The organism is Nocardiopsis sp. KDC1DS13DA1 (assembly GCF_055632325.1).
Map to the genome: position 1 here is coordinate 1 of NZ_JBVMUY010000001.1, position 17,747 is coordinate 17,747.

Sequence of the window (17,747 nt, forward strand, 5' to 3'; positions counted from 1 at the left end):
TCGCCTTCGGCTCCGCCCCGGTCGGCCTGTAGCCCGCCACCGCCCTGGCACACGCAACGCGTGTGGGCACGACCCCCGGGGGTCGTGCCCACACGCGTTCGACGCCTACCGGCCGGGGCTACTTGACGGCCGGGGCCCCGTGGCACTTCTTGAACTTCTTGCCCGAGCCGCAGGGGCAGGGAGAGTTGCGAGCGGTACCGGCGTACTCGTCGGTGGACTCGCTGTGCTGCTCGACGGAGCCGTCCTCGCTCGGAGCGGAGTACTGGAGCCGGTCGGGCCGGTCACCGTCGAAGCCGGGGACCACGACGTCCTCCGCGGACTCGGCCTCCTCGCTGGGAGCCTCGGCCTCGGCGGCCTCCTCGTCCTCGTCGACCACGGTCGCGACGGCCGTCGCACCGGAGGCCCCGCCGACGGTCGCGGCGGTCCTGGCCGCGGCGGAGGCGGTGAGGGTCGGCTCCTCCTTCTTGCGGACCTGGACCTCCACGTTGAACATGTAGCCGACGGACTCCTCCTTGATGGCCTCCAGCATCTGCTGGAACATGTCGAAGCCCTCGCGCTGGAACTCGATCAGCGGGTTGCGCTGAGCCATCGCGCGGAGTCCGATGCCCTCCTGGAGGTAGTCCATCTCGTAGAGGTGCTCACGCCACTTGCGGTCCATCACCTGGAGGATGACCCGGCGCTCGACCTCGCGCATGGTCTCCTCGCCCAGGTCGGCCTCACGGGCGTCGTAGGCCTCCTTGGCGTCCTCCAGGATCCGCTCGGCGATGAGCTCGCCGGTCAGGGTCGAGGTGTCGCCGTGATCCTCGAGGAACTCGTCCACGGTGAAGCTGACCGGGTAGACCTGCCGGAACGCGCGCCAGAGGCGGTCCAGGTCCCAGTCGCTCGCATCGCCGTCGGAGGTCTCGGCGGTGACGTAGCCGCGGAGCACGTCCTCCAGCATCTCGACGACCTGCTCGCGCAGGTCCTGGCCCTCCAGCACCTTGCGGCGCTCGGCGTAGATGACCTTGCGCTGCCGGTTGAGGACCTCGTCGTACTTGAGGACGTTCTTGCGGACCTCGAAGTTCTGCGACTCAACCTGGCCCTGCGCGGAGGCGATGGCCTTGCTGACCATGCCCGACTCGATCGGCTGGTCGTCGGGGATGTTCAGCTGGGTCATGAAGGCCTCCAGCCGGCTGCTGTTGAACAGCCGCAGGAGGTCGTCCTGGAGGGAGAGGTAGAAGCGGGAGATACCGGGGTCGCCCTGACGGCCCGAACGTCCGCGCAACTGGTTGTCGATGCGCCGGGACTCGTGCCGCTCGGTGCCGAGCACGTACAGACCGCCCGCCTCGACGACCTTCTCGTGCTCCTCCTCGAACTCCTTCTTGGCCTTCTCCAACGCCTCCGGCCAGGCCTCCTCGTAGTCCTCCGGGGTCTCCAGCGGGCTCAGGCCGCGGTTCTGGAGCTCCTCGTCGGCGAGGAAGTCGGGGTTGCCGCCGAGCATGATGTCGGTACCGCGGCCGGCCATGTTGGTGGCGACCGTGACGGAGCCGAGCTTGCCCGCGCGGGCGATGATCGCGGCCTCACGGGCGTGGTTCTTGGCGTTGAGGACCTCGTGCGGGACGCCCTCGCGCTTGAGCATGCGGGACAGCAGCTCGGACTTCTCGACGCTGGTGGTACCGACGAGCACGGGCTGACCGGCCTCGTGACGGTCGGCGATGTCCTCGGCGACCGCCTGGAACTTGGCGTCCTCGTGCTTGTAGACGACGTCCTTGACGTCGTCGCGGACCATCGGCTTGTTGGTGGGGATCGGCACCACGCCGACGTCGTAGGTCTGGTGGAACTCCGCCGCCTCGGTCTGTGCGGTACCGGTCATGCCGGACAGCTTCTCGTAGAGGCGGAAGTAGTTCTGGAGGGTGACCTTGGCCAGAGTCTGGTTCTCGTCCTTGATCCTGACGCGTTCCTTGGCCTCGATGGCCTGGTGCATACCCTCGTTGTAGCGGCGGCCCGCCAGGACGCGGCCGGTGAACTCGTCGACGATGAGGACCTCACCGTCCTTGACGATGTACTCCTTGTCCTTGCGGTAGAGCTCCTTGGCCTTGAGGGAGTTGTTGAGGAAGCTGATGAGGGGCGTGTTGACGGCCTCGTAGAGGTTGTCGATCCCCAGCCAGTCCTCGACCTTGGCCACGCCGGACTCGGTGATGCCGACCGTGCGCTTCTTCTCGTCGACCTCGTAGTCCTCGTCGCGCTTGAGACGGGGAGCGATCTTGGCGAACTCCCCGTACCAGCGGGAGTTCTGCTCGGAGGGGCCGCTGATGATCAGCGGGGTGCGCGCCTCGTCGATGAGGATGGAGTCGACCTCGTCGACGATGGCGAAGAAGTGCTCGCGCTGGACGGTGTCGTCCAGGGACAGCGCCATGTTGTCGCGCAGGTAGTCGAAGCCGAACTCGTTGTTCGTCCCGTAGGTGATGTCGGCCTGGTAGGCCCCGCGTCGGTCGACGGGACGCATCTGCGGGCTGACCACGCCGACTTCCAGGCCCAGGAAGTGGTAGATGCGGCCCATGGTCTGGGCGTCGCGGCGGGCGAGGTAGTCGTTGGTCGTGATGACGTGGACGCCCTTGCCCGCGAGGGCGTTGAGGTAGACCGCGAGGGTACTGGTCAGGGTCTTGCCCTCACCGGTCTTCATCTCGGCGATGTTGCCCAGGTGCAGTGCGGCGCCGCCCATGATCTGGACGTCGTAGGGCCGCTGGCCGAGGGTGCGCTTGGCGGCCTCGCGGACGGTGGCGAACGCCTCCGGGAGAAGGTCGTCCAGCGACTCGCCGTCCTCGTACCGCTCCTTGTACTCCTTGGTGAGGTCCCGCAGCTCGTCGTCCGACAGGTCGACGTAGTCCTCCTCGAGGGAGTTGACCTGGTCCTTGAGCTTGGTGAGCCGGCGCAGGGTCTTTCCCTCACCCGCGCGCAGGAGCTTACTGAGTATCCCTGGCACTTCCTATGCGCTCCTCGCAGATCGCGGTTGGCTCCACACGTGTGGAGAGTCAGACCTGGGCCCGCGGACCGCTGCCGCGCGACCGCGGTGGACGCCGGGGGTTCCTGGGCCCTCGGGGCTCCATCCTAGAGGACCACGACCGCGAGGCCCGCACCCTCGAAGGCGGCGACGCTCCGCCCGCACCCGAACACCGAAAGAAACCGGCCCGTTACGCCCTTCTTCCTTCCCTCCTACGAACGTGTGTAACGGGTTCGGATGTTCCCCTGCTTTTCGCACCGTTTGTGCGGCTCCTGGCCCGGCAGTGGGTAGTGGATCCATAGGAGGTCGCGCTGATGACCCCGGTTCCCGTGGTGCCATCGAGCGCGGCGCGTTCCGGAGGGGGATGGCGATGCGAGAGACCGAGGGGCAGAAGGGAACGGAGCGGGCCGAGGGTACCCCGACCCAGCGCACCCCGTTCGAGTTCATCGAGAAGGCGCTCTGGCAGCCGGGGGCGAAGGCACCCGCGCCGAGGATGGACAGCGACCCGGGGGCGCGGTGGGAACGGCACCGGCCCAAGGACGAGGAGGGGTTCGGGCACATCCGGGGGTTCCAGCGGCAGGGGGGCAACCTGGCACCGACCCCGCGTCACCGGGGAAGCGCAGCCTCCTGGGTCGCGGTCGGTCTGGCGTTCGTCGGCTTCGCCCTGATCGGTCTCGCCGTGGTGCTCGACGGAACGACGTGGCTCCTGGTCGCGGGCGGAATCCTGATGGTGGCCGCCGGAGTGGTGGCCGTCGCGTTCGACATGCTGGCCGACGTGGTGCTCGACCCGCCCAGGTTCGAGTCCGAGGAACCGCACACCACACCGCTGCACCAGATCAGGCGCGAGCAGGAGCGCCGACGCGGCTGAGCCGCTCCCGCGCCGGGCCGTGCGCGTCGCGCGCACGGCCCGGCGCGTGTCCGGAACGCGGCGGCGGACCGCGCCCCCACGAGGGGACCGTCCGCCCGCGTCGCGGGGCCCGACGCCGAGGACCCGCCCCGGCGGCCGGGGCGGGTCCTCCAGGTCATTCCCGTGGGGTCCGTGGGTCGGTTCCTCCGTCGGGGGCGGACCGGCCCCGGAAGGTGGGGCGGAACGGGGCGCCTTCGCCGCCGGGGCGCGGTCCGGACGGTCTCACGACCCCCGCGCGGCCTCAGTCCACGAGTCGGAGGACCCCGTAGTTGAAGCCCCTGCGCCGGTAGACGACGCTCGGAGTGTCCTTCACCTCGTCGTGGAAGAGGAAGAAGTCGTGTCCGACGAGTTCCATTTCCATCAGCGCCTGGTCGATGCTCATCGGCTTGGCCCGGTGGAACTTCTCCCGCACGATGACGGGAACGTCCCCCTGGGTGTCGAGTTCGACGAACTCGTCGGTGAACCGCTCGTTGACCTTGGCTCCGTCGACCTCCTCCGCACCGCTGCGCTGGGCGGGGGGCGCCTGTTCCGCGGTGGTGGTCCCGGTGACCAGGTCTCCGGCGAGATCCGCCGTGGCGGCGGCGACGGAGACCGGGGTGTGGTTGCCGCGGTGGACCTTGCGGCGGTCCGCGGCCTTGCGCAGACGGGCCTCGATCTTGTCGATGGCGAGGTCGAGAGCCCCGTGGCGGTCGGAGGCGGCGGCCTCGCTGCGGATGACCGGCCCGTTGGAGTGGATGGTCAGTTCAACCCGCTCACGGACGTCCGCGAGCTTGGGGTTGCGCTCCGAGGACACCTCCACATCGACGCTCATGCCCTTGCGCTCCCACTTGGAGAGCCGTTCGAGCTTGTCCTCGACGTGCTGTCGGAACCTCTCGGTCACACCGGTGCGTCGACCCTTGACGATGATGTCCATAGGACCCCCTTCATCGCGTGGCCGCCGTGAAGGCGACGGCCAGGCTGGCTCTGCTCCCTTCCGCCTTGGGGGACGGAAGAGTGTCGCGCTAGCCCCCTTCCGCTGGCGGCCCCGTCCCATCGGAGCCACGGCTCGGTTGGAAGTGCGTATACCCATCAGAAGCACGGTCATCACGCGCACCAGGACGCGAATGACCGGGACCTCCGGACAGGAGGAACGAACAACCGTCGGATTCGTGACGAATCGGCCGCCGCCGAGGGGGCCGACGGTCCGGGGAGGAGTGGGGCGGGCGCATGCGACACGCCATCGGGGCACGTGTGACCGGGCCCCGGGACGACGTGCTCCCGCGGGGTTCACCACTGACGGCGAACCCCCGCGCAAGGGCATGCCACCCGTCCGGCCGACCTGGTCTTCGTCCCCACATCCGCCTGCTGAGAGTGTCGCCGCTCTTGTCCGCGACTACTGCTCTTCTCCCTGTCATGAGGGACATCGGGACCCTCCGCGGGGCAGGACTTACCTCTAAGGCGCACCGTGATCGGTCGACAAAAAGTCGCCTTACGTGGGCCGTTTCGCCTGCGCCTGGCATCGGCTTGCCGGAACCGCTCCCCGGTCTCCCCGGGAGCTCGGTCATTCCGGCGCAACCACGGACCCGGACGGGTGCCATACCTGGACCGTAACCTGTCCTGGCGCGTCTGTCAGGTAGCGGGATCCTCCCCAGCACCTGCACGACCCCCACAAACCCCTGTACAGACGGGCTTTTCACCCGTTCACGAGAGCTTCGTAAAACCTTCGTCGCAGAAGGAAGGTCGGCTGGCCCGCGACGGGAGCACGGTCCGCGACCGGGCCGGGGGCCCGGGCAGGGGGCCCGGGCAGGGGCCGAGGAACGCCACGGGTCCGGAGCCCGGAACGGGACCGTACCGTGGCACGGGTCGGGGCTGCGCGGACCGCCCGCGGGACGCGCCCGGTCGCGGACGCCGCCGGGGTCACCGCCCACGGCCAAAAACCCGTTCGGCCAGGACCACGGCGCCCGCCACCGGCACCCCCGCGCACCGCAGCGCACGCGCGGCCTCGGCGACCGTCGCCCCCGTGGTCAGCACGTCGTCCACCACCACCGCCCCGGGCCACGCCGCCGCACGGTCGCCCACGCCACGCGGGCCGAGGGCACCGGGGTCCGCGACGAGAGCGCCCACCCGGTTGGCCAGGCGTTCGGCACGTCCCAGGCCGACCTGGGGACGGGCCCGGCGCCGGTACCGCAGGAGCGGGACCACGCGCCCCGCACGGCCCGACCGGTCCAGGCACGCGTCCGCCAGGCGGGTGACCGATCCGCCCCGGTACCACGGCGGCCCCCGCCCGGGGATCGGGACCAGCGGGGTGTCCGGGCCGGCCCACCCCGTCGCCGCGTAGACGGCCGCCAGTCGACCGCCGAGCGGTCCGGCCAACGCGTCGGACCCGCCCTCCTTGTAGGCGAGCAGGACCCGCCGGTCGTATCCGGCGTAGGGACCCGCCGCCCAGATCGGCGGGCATCCCGGCCTGGGGGCGCACCGGCGGGGGCGACGGTCGAGCAGGGCCAGGCAGTCGGCGCACAGCGGCCCGGGGGCGACGGCGCAGGCGACGCAGAGCTGGGGCAGGAGCAGGTCCAGCAGGGCGGCGAACGGACGCGTCCACGCGAGCCGGACCGGGCGGATGAGGTCGTCCATACCTCCAGGATCCGCGGACCGGGGCGCACCCGCCAGGCCGGGTCCGCACCTGTGGACAACCCGGGTCGGGTCGCGTCAGCCCGGGTAGACCGGCGACGCTCCCTCCACCACGTTCTCCCAGATCACCCGGTCGTTGGAGAGCCACACGTTGCCGTCCTCGCCGCCCGCGACCAACGGCTGCCCGGGGGCGCCCGACACGGTCGTCATCCCCGCGACGGGAGCGCCCGCGCTCGCCGGAGGCGTGCCGCCGTCCAGGGAGACCAGGAATGCCTGGCGGGTGCCGCCCTCCCGGCTGCCCAGGACGACCAGCTGGTCGCCGGAGCGCCACGCGATGTCCGTGACGTCGGCGAGTTCCCCGGCCAGCGTGATGAAGTCGCCGACGGACACGCGTCCGTCCTCGTCCACCACCACGCGGCCGACCTCCAGCGCACGCTCGCCGCCGGCCTCGGTCACCACGGCGGCGCGGGTCCCGTCGCGGGAGATGCGAAACTCCACCACCGAGCGGTCGTCCAGTTCGGAGACGTCGACCCCCACGACCTCGTCGCCGTTGCGCAGCATCCACAGCGCCGTCGCGCCGGGTTCGGGAGGCGCCCCGGTGGTCAGGCCGTCGGCGGTGGACTCCGCGTCGGGGTCCTCCGCCCCCTCCGGGGCCTCGTCGGCCGCCCCGTCCGGGCCGCCGTCCCCGGACTCCTCGTCCTCGGCCAACTCCTCCAGCTCCTCGACCACCCACAGGTGGCCGTCCACGTCCCAGGACAACCCGGTGAAGACCCCGTCCGACAGGACCTGCCGGACCTCGGCGTCCGGGCTGGTGAAACTCGTGACGACCTCGCCGCCGCCCACGGTGATCCCCGCGACCGTGCTCTCCTGCATCGACACCGCGAAGCGCTCCAGCGCGACGTCACCGGCGCCCAGGGGACCGGGCACCCGCTCGGCGTCGCTGGGCGCGTCCGGGGCCAGCTCGGACGCCGACCACAGCTGCCCCTCCTGCATGTAGTAGGCGCGCAGCCCGCTCGTGGCGGCACCGGGACTCACCCTGGCCCAGTGGTCGCTGCCCGGCCGGGGCCGCTCGGCGCGCTCGCCGTCGGCACCCGGGAAGGCGACCTCCGAACCGTTCACGACCAGGGTGAACTCCTCGATCTCGGGGACCTGGCGCAGCGTCCACGCGATCTGGGCGCCCAGGCGGAACGCGCGCTCACCCGTCTCGGGAACACCGTTGACGCGGATCTCGGCGCGCTCCCCGTCCACATCGGTGACCGCGTTCTCGGGCAGGGCCGAGTCCACGGCGGGCGCCAGCCAGTCGGTGGGCCCGTCGACGAGCCTGCGCAGCAGGCGTTCGGCCATCTCGTCGGTGGGACGCACCGGGAGGTAGACCGGGTCCGGCACCAGGGCGGTCCCCTCCCGGTTGTAGTAGTACAGGTTGAACGGGCGGTGGGTGCGCTCCACGTCGAGCTGGCTGAGGATCAGCTCGTCGGGCAGTTCGCTCATCCGCCACTCGCCTTCCGGATCGCCGTTCTCCCGGACGACGGTGAAGTGGACCTCCAGGAGCCTGCCCGGTTCGCTGGGCACGTACTTGCCGGTCTCGTCGATCGTGGCCACCAGCGTGGTACGCATCCGCACGTTGGTGGTGAGGCCGTCCGCGCTGGCCTCCGCGGCGATGTCCACCTGTTCGGCTCCCCCCACCACCTGGACGCTGCCGGCGGGGGACCACGACTGGGCGGTCTCCCCGACCATGTAGCTGCGGGCGGCCCCGTGGTCCTCCTCGAAGCTGCCCATGTCCCTGAGGAACCCCCGGACCAGGGCCTCCGGGCTCATGCCCTGCTGGGGCCCGGCGGGCAGCAGGCGCACGTACGCCCCGCCGCCGCCGGAGGGGCCGCCGCCGTCGCCGGGGATGACCGGGCCGGTCACGGGGACGGTCGCGCAGGCGGTCAGCGCCGCGCACGTCAGGGCGGCGGCCGCGGCGGCCCGCGCCCCCCGGGAGATCCGGTCCGGTCCGATCACCGTGCGTCCTCCTCGCCCCGGTCGGTGTCCTCTTCCGGCTGGTCGTTGCGGCCCGGGCGCTCGGCCGCGCCTGCGGCGTCCCTGTCCCCGTAGGCGGAGAAGTTACGGCCCAGAGCGATCTCCGGAGGCACCAGGGGCAGCGGGGAGCCGCGCAGCTCGGCGCCGGACCTGCGGGGAAGCGACAGCCGGAACTGCGACCCCTGGCCCGGCATACCCCACGCCTGGAGCCAGCCGCCGTGCAGCTGTGCGTCCTCCTTGGCGATGGCCAGTCCGAGCCCGGTGCCCCCCGTGGTGCGCACCCGCGCCGGGTCGGCCCGCCAGAAGCGGTCGAAGCACAGGTGCTCCTCCCCCTCCTTGAGGCCGACCCCGTAGTCGCGGACGGCCACGGCCACCGAGTCGCGGTCGCCCGCCGCGGCGACCACGACGTCGCGGCCCTCGCTGTGCTCGATCGCGTTGACGACCAGGTTGCGCAGGATGCGGTTGATCCGGCGGGTGTCGAACTCGGCCACGCAGGGCTCGGCCGGAAGGCGCAGGACGACCTTGATCCCCCGGCGCTCGGCGATCTGCTCGGCGTCGCCGACGGCCTTCATCACGGCGTCACGGATGTCCACCGACTCGATGCCCAGGGTCGCCGCACCGGCGTCGTGCCGGCTGATCTCCAGCAGGTCGCCCAGGAGCTCCTCGAACCGCTCCACCTGGCTCTGGAGCAGCTCCACGGAACGCCGTTGGGTGGCCTCGAACTCCTCACGGTCGTCGTACAGGAGGTCGCCCGCCATCTTGATGGTGGTCAGCGGGGTGCGCAGCTCGTGGGAGACGTCGGAGACGAACTGGCGCTGGAGTTTGGACAGCTCCTCCAGCTCCTGGATCTTCTCCTGGAGGTTGCCCGCCATGTCGTTGAAGGACACGGCCAGCCGCGCGAGGTCGTCCTCCCCCTGCACGGTCATGCGCTCGGCGAGGTCGCCCGCGGCCAGCCGCTCGGCCGAACGCGCGGCGGAGCGGACCGGGCTCACCACCTGCCGGGTGACGACGAAGGCGATCAGCCCCAGGAGGACCACCAGCAGCACGCCCACCAGCGCGACGGTGCGCTGGACCAGGTCGAGGATCTCCTGCTCGTGCTGGAGCGGGAACACGTAGTAGAGCTCGTAGGCGTAGGTCAGCTGGGCACCGACCACGAGCGCGGGCTCGGTGGTGCCGTCGTGGGTGATGCTCGTGTACGTGTGGTACTGCTGGTCGGAGATCTCGGACTGGCGGACGTCGTCGACGAGGCGCTGCGGAACGGCCTCCTCCAGCCGTTCGGGGAAGGTGTCGTCGTCGACGGTGGCGTAGCCGTTCTCACCGCCCACCGACGGCAGGATCAGCACGCCGTAGAGGCCGGTGTCGCCCCGGCGGTTGGTCAGCTCGCTGGTGATGTTGTTCAGGAGCCGGTCGCGGTCGGCGACGGCGACCTCGTTCTCCCGCAGCTCGTCGATCGCGAAGGTGAGCCCCGCCCGGTGGTCGTTGACCGAGGTGTCGATCTTGGCTTCGAGGAGCCCGCCGCGCACCTGGCTGACCAGGACGTACCCCAGGCCGATCATCACGACCAGGGACAGCACCAGGGTCGTGGAGATGACGCGCAGGTGCAGGGAGCGCCGCCAGTTGGTCAGCGCACCGCGCACCAGCGCCCGCGCGGCCCGCTGCGCGAAGGCGTAGGCCCTGGTCAGGCCACTGCTCGTATCGCGTGCCTCGTCTGCGGGCGGCCCTGGGGCCGGGGTCGACCGGCCCTCACCGGGGTCGGCCCCCCGGTCCTCCTCGGGTGCGGCGGCTGGCGTCATGGGTGATGGGTCCGGATCAGGCGGTACCGGCCTTGTAGCCGACACCGCGGACGGTCACGACGACCTCGGGGTGCTCGGGGTCCTTCTCGATCTTGGCGCGCAGCCGCTGCACGTGGACGTTGACCAGGCGGGTGTCGGCGGCGTGGCGGTAGCCCCAGACCTGCTCCAGCAGGACCTCGCGGGTGAACACCTGGCGCGGCTTGCGGGCGAGGGCGACCAACAGGTCGAACTCCAGCGGGGTGAGGCTGATCTGCTCGCCGTCGCGGCGCACGGCGTGCCCGGCGACGTCGATGGTGATGTCACCGATCTGGAGGACCTCGGGAGCGGGCTCCTCGGTCCGGCGCAGGCGGACGCGGACCCGGGCCACGAGCTCCTTGGGCTTGAAGGGCTTGACGATGTAGTCGTCGGCGCCGGACTCCAGGCCGAGGACGACGTCGATGGTGTCGCTCTTGGCCGTGAGCATCACGATCGGAACGTTGGACTCGGCACGGATCTGGCGGCACACGTCGATGCCGTCGGCACCGGGCAGCATCAGGTCCAGAAGCACCAGGTCGGGCTTGGTCTCGCGGAAGGCCTCCAGGGCCTTGTCCCCGTCATGGACGAACGACGGCTCGAACCCCTCGCCCCGCAGCACGATGCCGAGCATCTCGGCGAGGGCGAGGTCGTCGTCGACAACCAGTACACGTCCCTTCATAGGTGCGTCCGGCGCCGGGCGCGGATACCTCCTCGCGGGCGGTCCTCGCGGCGCCTACTCCTCTCTCCTGGAACACTCGGGCGGCGGATGTGGGCGGTGCCCGTGGCCCCCGCGGACGGGGAAGGGCGTCCCCCCGACGAGGGGAACCGCGGTCGTCTCCCCACCTTGCCACCTTCGGGCGACGTCGGGAGAGCGCTCCGCGTTTTTCGACCCCTCGAGGCCGGTTTCGGCCACCGGCGGCGACGGCCCGGCTGAGCTGCGCCGGGAACGCCCACCTCTGAACCGGTTGGTAACAGAAAGCATACAAAAGGAATGAAGTGCCTAGGTTGCGCTCCGAACTGCCGCGGGGCCGCCTGGGCGAGGTGCGACCGGCCGGTAGGTTGGGGGAAAGAGCGCGGATCGCACGGGATTCGACTCACGCAGAGTAACCGAACTTCACGGAGGGCGGGACCAGATGAGCCAGGAGGACGAGCACCGCGACTCTCCGGGGACCGCCCCGGAGGGACCGGAACGCGAACGGCCCTCCGGTTCCGGAACGCCTGGGGCGCCCGCGGACCCCGGAGCCTCCGGCGGGTGGTCGGCCCCCGGCGGGGGCACCGCGGCCGGGGCACCGGCGGACGCGGGGCCTCCCGCCGCCCCCGGACCCGCCGGGCCCCCGGGGTACGCCTCCCCCGAACAGCACGCCCGGTACGCCGGGCCGGTACCCGCCCCCCAGACCCCGGCGCCGGGTTACGCGGCACCGGGTCACGGCCCTCAGGGAACGCCGCCCGGCTACGGCCCGCCGGGTCACGGGTACGGCCCGCCGGGTCACGGTTACCCTGCTCGCCCGGCCGCGCCCAGGCCCGGCGTCGTGCCGCTGCGCCCGATGACCGTCGGCGACCTGTTCAACGGCGCGTTCGCCCTGATCCGGCACAACCCGAAGACCACCGCCGGGCTGGCGATGATCGTCGTCGCGGTCACCAGCGTCATCAGCGCCGTCGGCTTCGGCGGGACGATGCGCGACTACGGCGTCTTCTTCGACCAGGCGTTCAACGACCCGGCCTCCCTCGACCCCGCCGAACCCATTCCGGTGTCCACGTGGTCGATCATCACCACCTACGGCGGGGCCCTCCTGTCCCAGGCCGGGTACATCCTGGTCACCGGCCTGCTCACCGCCGTCGTGGGTATCGCGGTCCTGGGTCGCAGGCTCACCCCGGGTGAGGCGTGGGCGGCCATCCGCGACCGCCTCTGGACCATCGTGGGTCTGGCCCTGGTCCAGCTGCTCATCTACTTCGGCCTGACCCTCGCCACGGCCCTCGTGGGCATCGCCGGCGTGGGCGTCGGAGCCGCCCTCCTCGCGTCCGGGGCCGTCGGGGCCGGGATCGCCGTGATCGTCCTGGCGCTGGTCGCCCTGGTCGCGTGCGTCTGCGTGTTCCTGTGGATCGCGGTCCGCATCCACTTCGCCATGCCGGTCGTCGTGCTGGAGCGAATCGGCGTGTTCGCCTCCCTGGCCCGGTCCTGGCGGCTGACCCGGGGCAGCTGGTGGCGCGTCTTCGGGATCGTCCTCCTGACGATGCTCCTCGCCGGGGTGATCGGCGGTCTGCTCACCACCCCGTTCACCATGGGCTCCCTGGCGCTCGTGCTCCTCTTCCCGGTCGAGGCGTGGATGCCGGTCGCCTCGGGGGCGATCATCTACGTCGGCGAGGTACTGATCAACGCGTTCACCACCCCGTTCGTCGTGGGCGTGGCCACCCTGCTCTACATCGACCTGCGGATGCGGCGTGAGGGACTGGACCTGCGGCTGCACGAGGCCGCGCGCGCGGGGCACCAGGCCGGCCCGGAGATCTACCTGCCGGAGTGGCGCGGGTGAGTGCCGTGTTCCCCGCGGAGGTGACGCGGGAGGAGGGGCGCCGCCGCGCGGTCGAGGAGCTGTCCGACCCGCTCTACGGTGAGCGGGTGCCCACGCTCCTCGACCGGATCCACGAGTGGATCCTCGACCTCCTGGACGGGGTGACCACAGCGGGTTCGGGCGTTCTCGGCGGATGGGTCGTGCTCGGTCCCCTGCTGGTGCTCCTCGCCGGTCTGCTCGTGTGGCTGGTCGTGTACCTGCGGCCGTCGGCGAGCCGGCGCCGCGGCGCCCCCGTCCACGAGGCGGCCCCGCTGTCCGCCGCCGACCACCGGGCCGCCGCCGAGCGGCACGAGGCCGCCGGGGAGTTCGCCGCGGCGGTGACCGAGCGGATGCGTGCCGTCAGCGTGGCGCTGGAGGAGCGGGCCGTGATCACGCCCCGCGTCGGACGTACCGCCACCGAGTTGGCCGCGGAGGCCTCCGCGGTCCTGCCGGGAGAGGCGGACGGTCTGGCCGAGGGGGCGCGGATCTTCAACGACGTGGCCTACGGCGACCGCCCCGCCACCGCGGAGGCCGCCCGGGCCCTGCGGGAACTGGACGCGCGGCTGGAGGCCGCCCGCACCGTCGCGGCGCAGGAGGAGGCCCGGTGACCGCCCCCGCCCCGACCATGTCCCCCGCGCCCCGCGCACCCCGCCCGGGGCCCGCCGAACCCAGCGGCGGCCGGATCGCCCGGCTGTGGCGGTCGGTCCGCGTCCCACTCGTCCTCTTCACCGCGTTCGTCGTGGTGGCCGTCCTGCTGTCGCTCGGCGCCGAGCGGTTCCCCGAGGGATACCTGGAGCCGGGGAGCGTCTCCCCGGACGGGACGCGCGCCCTGGTGCGCCTGCTGGAGGAGGAGGGCGAGGTCGAGGTCGTGCGTACCTCCGACGACGCGGCGGACGCCGTGTCCGCCGCCGGGGACGACGTCGTCCTGCTGGTCTCGCTGGACCACCGGTTGCTGCCCGGGGAGCTGGAACGGCTCGCGGACCTGGACGCGGACACGGTCCTGGTCCGGCCGTCGCTGCCCGCCCTGGCGGCGTTCGCGCCGGGGGTGGACGTCACCGGGCGGATCGACGACGGCGAGGCGCTGAGCCCGGTGTGCGACCTGCCCGGCGCCGCCGCGGCGGGCGAGGCCGGCGTCGGCGGCGAACTGTACACCGCCTCCGGAGGCGCCGACGCGGTGGGCTGCTACCCGTCGGCGGCGGGCGACGCGCTGCTCCGGGTGACCGAGGACGGGACGACGACCACCGCGCTGGGCACGGGCGCCCCCCTGACCAACGGGGCGCTCGCCGGCCGCGGGAACGCGGCTCTGGCACTCAACCTGCTGGCCGCTGACGAGGTCGTGTGGCTGCGTCCGGACACCGCCCGGGTGAGCGGCGGATCCAGCCTGTGGGAACTGCTCCCCCCGGGGGTGCGGTGGTCGGTGGTACCGCTGGTCGTGGCGCTGGGGCTGCTCGCCCTGTGGCGCGGGCGCCGGATGGGCGCGCTCGTACCCGAGGCGCTGCCGGTCGTCGTGCGCGCCTCGGAGACCGCCGAGGGCCGTGCCGGGCTGTACCACTCCCTCAGGGCCAGGGACCGCGCCGCCGACGCGCTGCGTCAGGGGTTCCGGGAGCGGGTGGTACCCAAGCTCGGACTCGATCCGGAGGCCTCCCCCGAGGCCGTCGTGTCCGCGGTGGCCGCACGGACCGGCGACGACCCCGCACGCCTGCGCGCCGTGATCTACGGTGACCGGTCCGACCCGTTCACCGCTGACGACCGGTCGCTGGTCCGGCTCGCCGACGAACTGGACGAACGCACCCGGAAGCTGCGGTGACCCCGGCGGAACGGGGACCCGTGACAGACCACCGAGCAATCGAGAGAGGTAGACGGCGTGAGCGCCTTCACATCCGAGGCACTGCCCTCCGCCGACGAGGCGAGAGCGGCCCTGACCGCCCTGCGCCGGGAGGTCGGCAAGGCGGTCGTGGGCCAGGACGAGACGGTGACCGCTCTGGTCGTGGCGCTGCTGTGCCGCGGCCACGTCCTGATGGAGGGTGTGCCGGGTGTCGCCAAGACGCTGCTGGTGCGCACCGTGTCGGCGGCCCTGTCCCTGGACCACAAGCGGGTGCAGTTCACCCCGGACCTGATGCCGGGGGACGTGACGGGTTCGCTCGTCTACGACCAGCACACGGCGAGGTTCGAGTTCATGAGGGGGCCGGTCTTCACCAACCTGCTGCTGGCCGACGAGATCAACCGGACCCCGCCCAAGACGCAGGCGTCGCTGTTGGAGGCGATGGAGGAGCGGCAGGTGACGGTCGAGGGCGACCCGGTGGCGCTGCCCGATCCGTTCATGGTCGCCGCGACGCAGAACCCGGTGGAGTACGAGGGCACCTACCCGCTGCCCGAGGCCCAGTTGGACCGGTTCCTGCTCAAGGTGACGATCCCGCTGCCGGAACGCGAGGCCGAGGTCGAGATGCTGGGCCGCCACGCGGCCGGTTTCGACCCGAGTGACCTGACCGCCGCCGGAGTGACCCCGGTGGCGGGGGCCGCCGAACTGCGCGCCGCCCGGTCGGCCGTGGAGGGGGTCCGGGTGGCGCCCGAGGTGCTGGGCTACATCGTGGACCTGTGCCGGGCGACCCGCCGGTCGCCCTCGCTCCAGCTCGGTGCGTCCCCGCGCGGTGCGACGGCGCTGCTGCGGACCAGCCGCGCCTGGGCGTGGCTGACGGGGCGCGACTACGTGACCCCGGACGACGTGAAGGCGCTGGCCAAGGGCACGTTGCGGCACCGCGTCTCGTTGCGCCCGGAGGCCGAGCTGGAGGGCGCCACGACCGACGGAATCCTGGACGGTGTGCTCGCCTCGGTCCCGGTGCCGCGCTGATGGCGGTCACCGGACGTGCGGTCGTCGTCGCGGCGCTCGCGGTGGCGGCGGTGGCGCTCTCGGGGGTCATGGGCGCCTGGGTGACCGCGATCGCGCTGGGTGTGCTGGTGGTGCTGCTCGCCGCGGACGTGGCCCTGGCGGCGAGCCCCGGGGCGATGCGCCTGTCCCGGGAGGGGGACACGACCCTGCGCCTGGGCGACTCGGCGACGGTGTACCTGACCCTGGCCAACCCGACCCGGCGCCCGCTGCGCGGGAGGGTGCGCGACGCCTGGCCGCCGAGCGCGAACGCCGGTCCCCGGACGGTGCCGCTACGGGTGGACGCGGGTGAGCGGCGGCGGCTGACCACCACGCTGACCCCGACCCGCCGCGGCGACGCGCGGGCGGCGGGGGTGACCGTGCGCAGTATCGGCCCGATGGGGCTGGCCGGGCGGCAGCGGACCCTGTCGGCGGAGTGGACGGTGCGGACACTGCCGCCCTTCCACAGCCGCCGCCACCTGCCGGGGAAACTGTCGCGGCTGAGGGAGCTGGAGGGGCAGCACACCGCGATGGTGCGGGGCCAGGGCAGCGAGTTCGACTCCCTGCGCGACTACGTCCCCGGCGACGACGTCCGGTCGATCGACTGGCGGGCGACCGCACGGGGCGACGGCGTGGTGGTGCGCACGTGGCGGCCCGAACGGGACCGGCGCATCCTCATCGTGCTCGACACCGGGCGCACGTCGGCGGGGCGGGTCGGCGACACCCCGCGACTGGACCACTCGATGGACGCGGCGCTGCTGCTCGCGGCGCTGGCGGGCAAGGCCGGAGACCGGGTGGACTTCCTGGCCTACGACCGGCGGGTCCGGGCACAGGTGCGCTCGTCGGGCAAGGGCAGCCAGGTGGGCCGGATCGTGGAGGCGATGGCGCCGCTGGAGGCGGAGCTGCTGGAGTCGGACCCGGCGGGGATGGTGTCGACCGTCCTGGGGACGCAGGGAAGGGCACGGCGCCTGGTGGTGCTGCTGACGGACCTGAACGCGGCGGCCCTGGAGGAGGGGCTGCTGCCGAGGCTGGGCGCGCTGACGTCGCGCCACCTGGTGATGGTCGCGGCGGTCACGGATCCGGCGGTGGGCGCGATGGCGGCCGAGCGCGACAGCGCGGACGCGCTGTACCGGGCGGCCGCGGCGGAGCGGACGCTGAGCGAACGGCGGCGGGTCACGACGGAGCTGCGCAGGATGGGCGTGGAGGTGGTCGACGCCGACCCCGAGCACCTCGCCCCGGCGCTCGCGGACGCCTACATCAACCTCAAGGCCCAGGGCCGGTTGTGAGTCCCCGCGGACACGGCCCCGTGATGAGGCGGCGGGCGCGGTCCGGCACGCCCGGCTCCCCCCGTGCTCCGCGCGGGGCCGGTCCCGTCCGCGGCGCAGGGGACACCGCGCCGTAGACAGCGGGAAGGGCGGCCCGGGCGGCGGGCCCCGCCGCGCGGTCGTCGAGCGGTTCAGGACCCGGGGACGGAGAGCGCCCGCACGAGCGGCGCGAGTTCGGGCAGGTCCTCGGCCTCGCCGAGCGCCTCCTCCAGCACGCAGTCGTGGGTCGGCCGGGCGGCGGCCAGGGCCTTCTCGCCCGTCTCGGTGAGTTCGGTGTAGATCCCGCGACGGTCGTCGGCGCACAGGACCCGGGTGAGCAGGCCGCGGTTCTCCAGCCGGGTGACGAGCCGGGTGGTCGCGCTGGCGGACAGCGCCGCGGCGCGGGCGAGCTGGCGCATCCGCATGTGCCAGCCGTCCTGACGGCTCAGGGCGTCGAGCACGGTGAACTCCACGACCGAGAGCCCGTGCTCGGCCTGGAGCGCCTTCTCCAGCCGCGCCTCGATGAGCCCGTGGACCGCGGCGAGTGTGCGCCAGCCCCGTGCGCGGATCTCGACGGCGTCGTCAGCGATTCCCATGGCGCCTCCCCGTGGCGTGACCGACTCCCCCAGCATACCTGACTTGCGCAGACAAGACGCGCGTGCAACTATTTATTTGCGCCTGCAACTAGTGCATGCGCGCACTACCTTCACCTG

General features: G+C 72.5%; 13 protein-coding genes. 6 read left to right on the top strand and 7 right to left on the bottom strand.

Annotated elements, in window-relative coordinates; all coding sequences use genetic code 11:
* Positions 1-118: 118 nt before the first annotated feature.
* The gene (gene secA / locus ACTVAJ_RS00005; RefSeq protein WP_470385890.1) at positions 119-2,962 is read right to left on the bottom strand and encodes a preprotein translocase subunit SecA; all 2,844 of its coding nucleotides are present in this window, start codon (positions 2,960-2,962) and stop codon (positions 119-121) included.
* A 388-nt stretch (positions 2,963-3,350) separates the two neighbouring features.
* On the opposite strand from secA, the gene ACTVAJ_RS00010 reads away from it, so the two are divergent.
* The gene (locus ACTVAJ_RS00010; protein ID WP_470385891.1) at positions 3,351-3,848 is read left to right on the top strand and encodes a hypothetical protein; all 498 of its coding nucleotides are present in this window, start codon (positions 3,351-3,353) and stop codon (positions 3,846-3,848) included.
* A gap of 280 nt (positions 3,849-4,128) precedes the next feature.
* On the opposite strand, the gene hpf is transcribed toward ACTVAJ_RS00010, so the two are convergent.
* The 5 genes from hpf to mtrA all read right to left on the bottom strand — a co-directional run bounded on the left by hpf (position 4,129) and on the right by mtrA (position 11,000).
* Entirely contained in the window at positions 4,129-4,800 is a 672-nt protein-coding gene (gene hpf, locus ACTVAJ_RS00015; RefSeq protein ID WP_470385892.1) for a ribosome hibernation-promoting factor, HPF/YfiA family, read from the bottom strand.
* A 983-nt stretch (positions 4,801-5,783) separates the two neighbouring features.
* Positions 5,784-6,497, bottom strand: coding sequence for a ComF family protein (locus tag ACTVAJ_RS00020; RefSeq protein ID WP_470385893.1), 714 nt, complete (start codon positions 6,495-6,497; stop codon positions 5,784-5,786).
* Between the two features lie 75 nt (positions 6,498-6,572).
* Entirely contained in the window at positions 6,573-8,495 is a 1,923-nt protein-coding gene (locus ACTVAJ_RS00025; protein WP_470385894.1) for an LpqB family beta-propeller domain-containing protein, read from the bottom strand.
* Positions 8,492-10,306, bottom strand: a complete 1,815-nt coding sequence (gene mtrB, locus ACTVAJ_RS00030) for an MtrAB system histidine kinase MtrB (RefSeq protein ID WP_470385895.1) — start codon at positions 10,304-10,306, stop codon at positions 8,492-8,494. The genes ACTVAJ_RS00025 and mtrB overlap by 4 nt, the downstream gene beginning before the upstream one ends.
* Before the next feature lie 16 nt (positions 10,307-10,322).
* Positions 10,323-11,000, bottom strand: a complete 678-nt coding sequence (gene mtrA / locus ACTVAJ_RS00035) for an MtrAB system response regulator MtrA (RefSeq protein ID WP_116244912.1) — start codon at positions 10,998-11,000, stop codon at positions 10,323-10,325.
* Between the two features lie 850 nt (positions 11,001-11,850).
* Between mtrA and ACTVAJ_RS00040 the strand changes: the two genes are divergently transcribed.
* Genes ACTVAJ_RS00040 through ACTVAJ_RS00060 form a run of 5 tightly spaced genes read left to right on the top strand, consistent with a single transcriptional unit; the run spans position 11,851 to position 17,016 of the window.
* Entirely contained in the window at positions 11,851-12,849 is a 999-nt protein-coding gene (locus tag ACTVAJ_RS00040; RefSeq protein ID WP_470385896.1) for a DUF7847 domain-containing protein, read from the top strand.
* Positions 12,846-13,475 (top strand): DUF4129 domain-containing protein, encoded by a 630-nt coding sequence (locus ACTVAJ_RS00045; protein WP_470385897.1) that lies wholly within the window; start codon positions 12,846-12,848, stop codon positions 13,473-13,475. Before ACTVAJ_RS00040 ends, ACTVAJ_RS00045 begins: the two co-directional genes overlap by 4 nt.
* Positions 13,472-14,674, top strand: a complete 1,203-nt coding sequence (locus ACTVAJ_RS00050; RefSeq protein WP_470385898.1) for a DUF4350 domain-containing protein — start codon at positions 13,472-13,474, stop codon at positions 14,672-14,674. Before ACTVAJ_RS00045 ends, ACTVAJ_RS00050 begins: the two co-directional genes overlap by 4 nt.
* A 57-nt stretch (positions 14,675-14,731) precedes the next feature.
* On the top strand, positions 14,732-15,715 hold the full coding sequence (locus ACTVAJ_RS00055) for an AAA family ATPase (RefSeq protein ID WP_470385899.1): 984 nt from the start codon (positions 14,732-14,734) through the stop codon (positions 15,713-15,715).
* Positions 15,715-17,016, top strand: coding sequence for a DUF58 domain-containing protein (locus ACTVAJ_RS00060; protein ID WP_470385900.1), 1,302 nt, complete (start codon positions 15,715-15,717; stop codon positions 17,014-17,016). The genes ACTVAJ_RS00055 and ACTVAJ_RS00060 overlap by 1 nt, the downstream gene beginning before the upstream one ends.
* A 170-nt stretch (positions 17,017-17,186) precedes the next feature.
* On the opposite strand, the gene ACTVAJ_RS00065 is transcribed toward ACTVAJ_RS00060, so the two are convergent.
* A complete protein-coding gene (locus ACTVAJ_RS00065; RefSeq protein ID WP_470385901.1) occupies positions 17,187-17,630 on the bottom strand; it encodes a MarR family winged helix-turn-helix transcriptional regulator in 444 nt (147 codons plus the stop codon).
* Positions 17,631-17,747 lie beyond the last annotated feature (117 nt).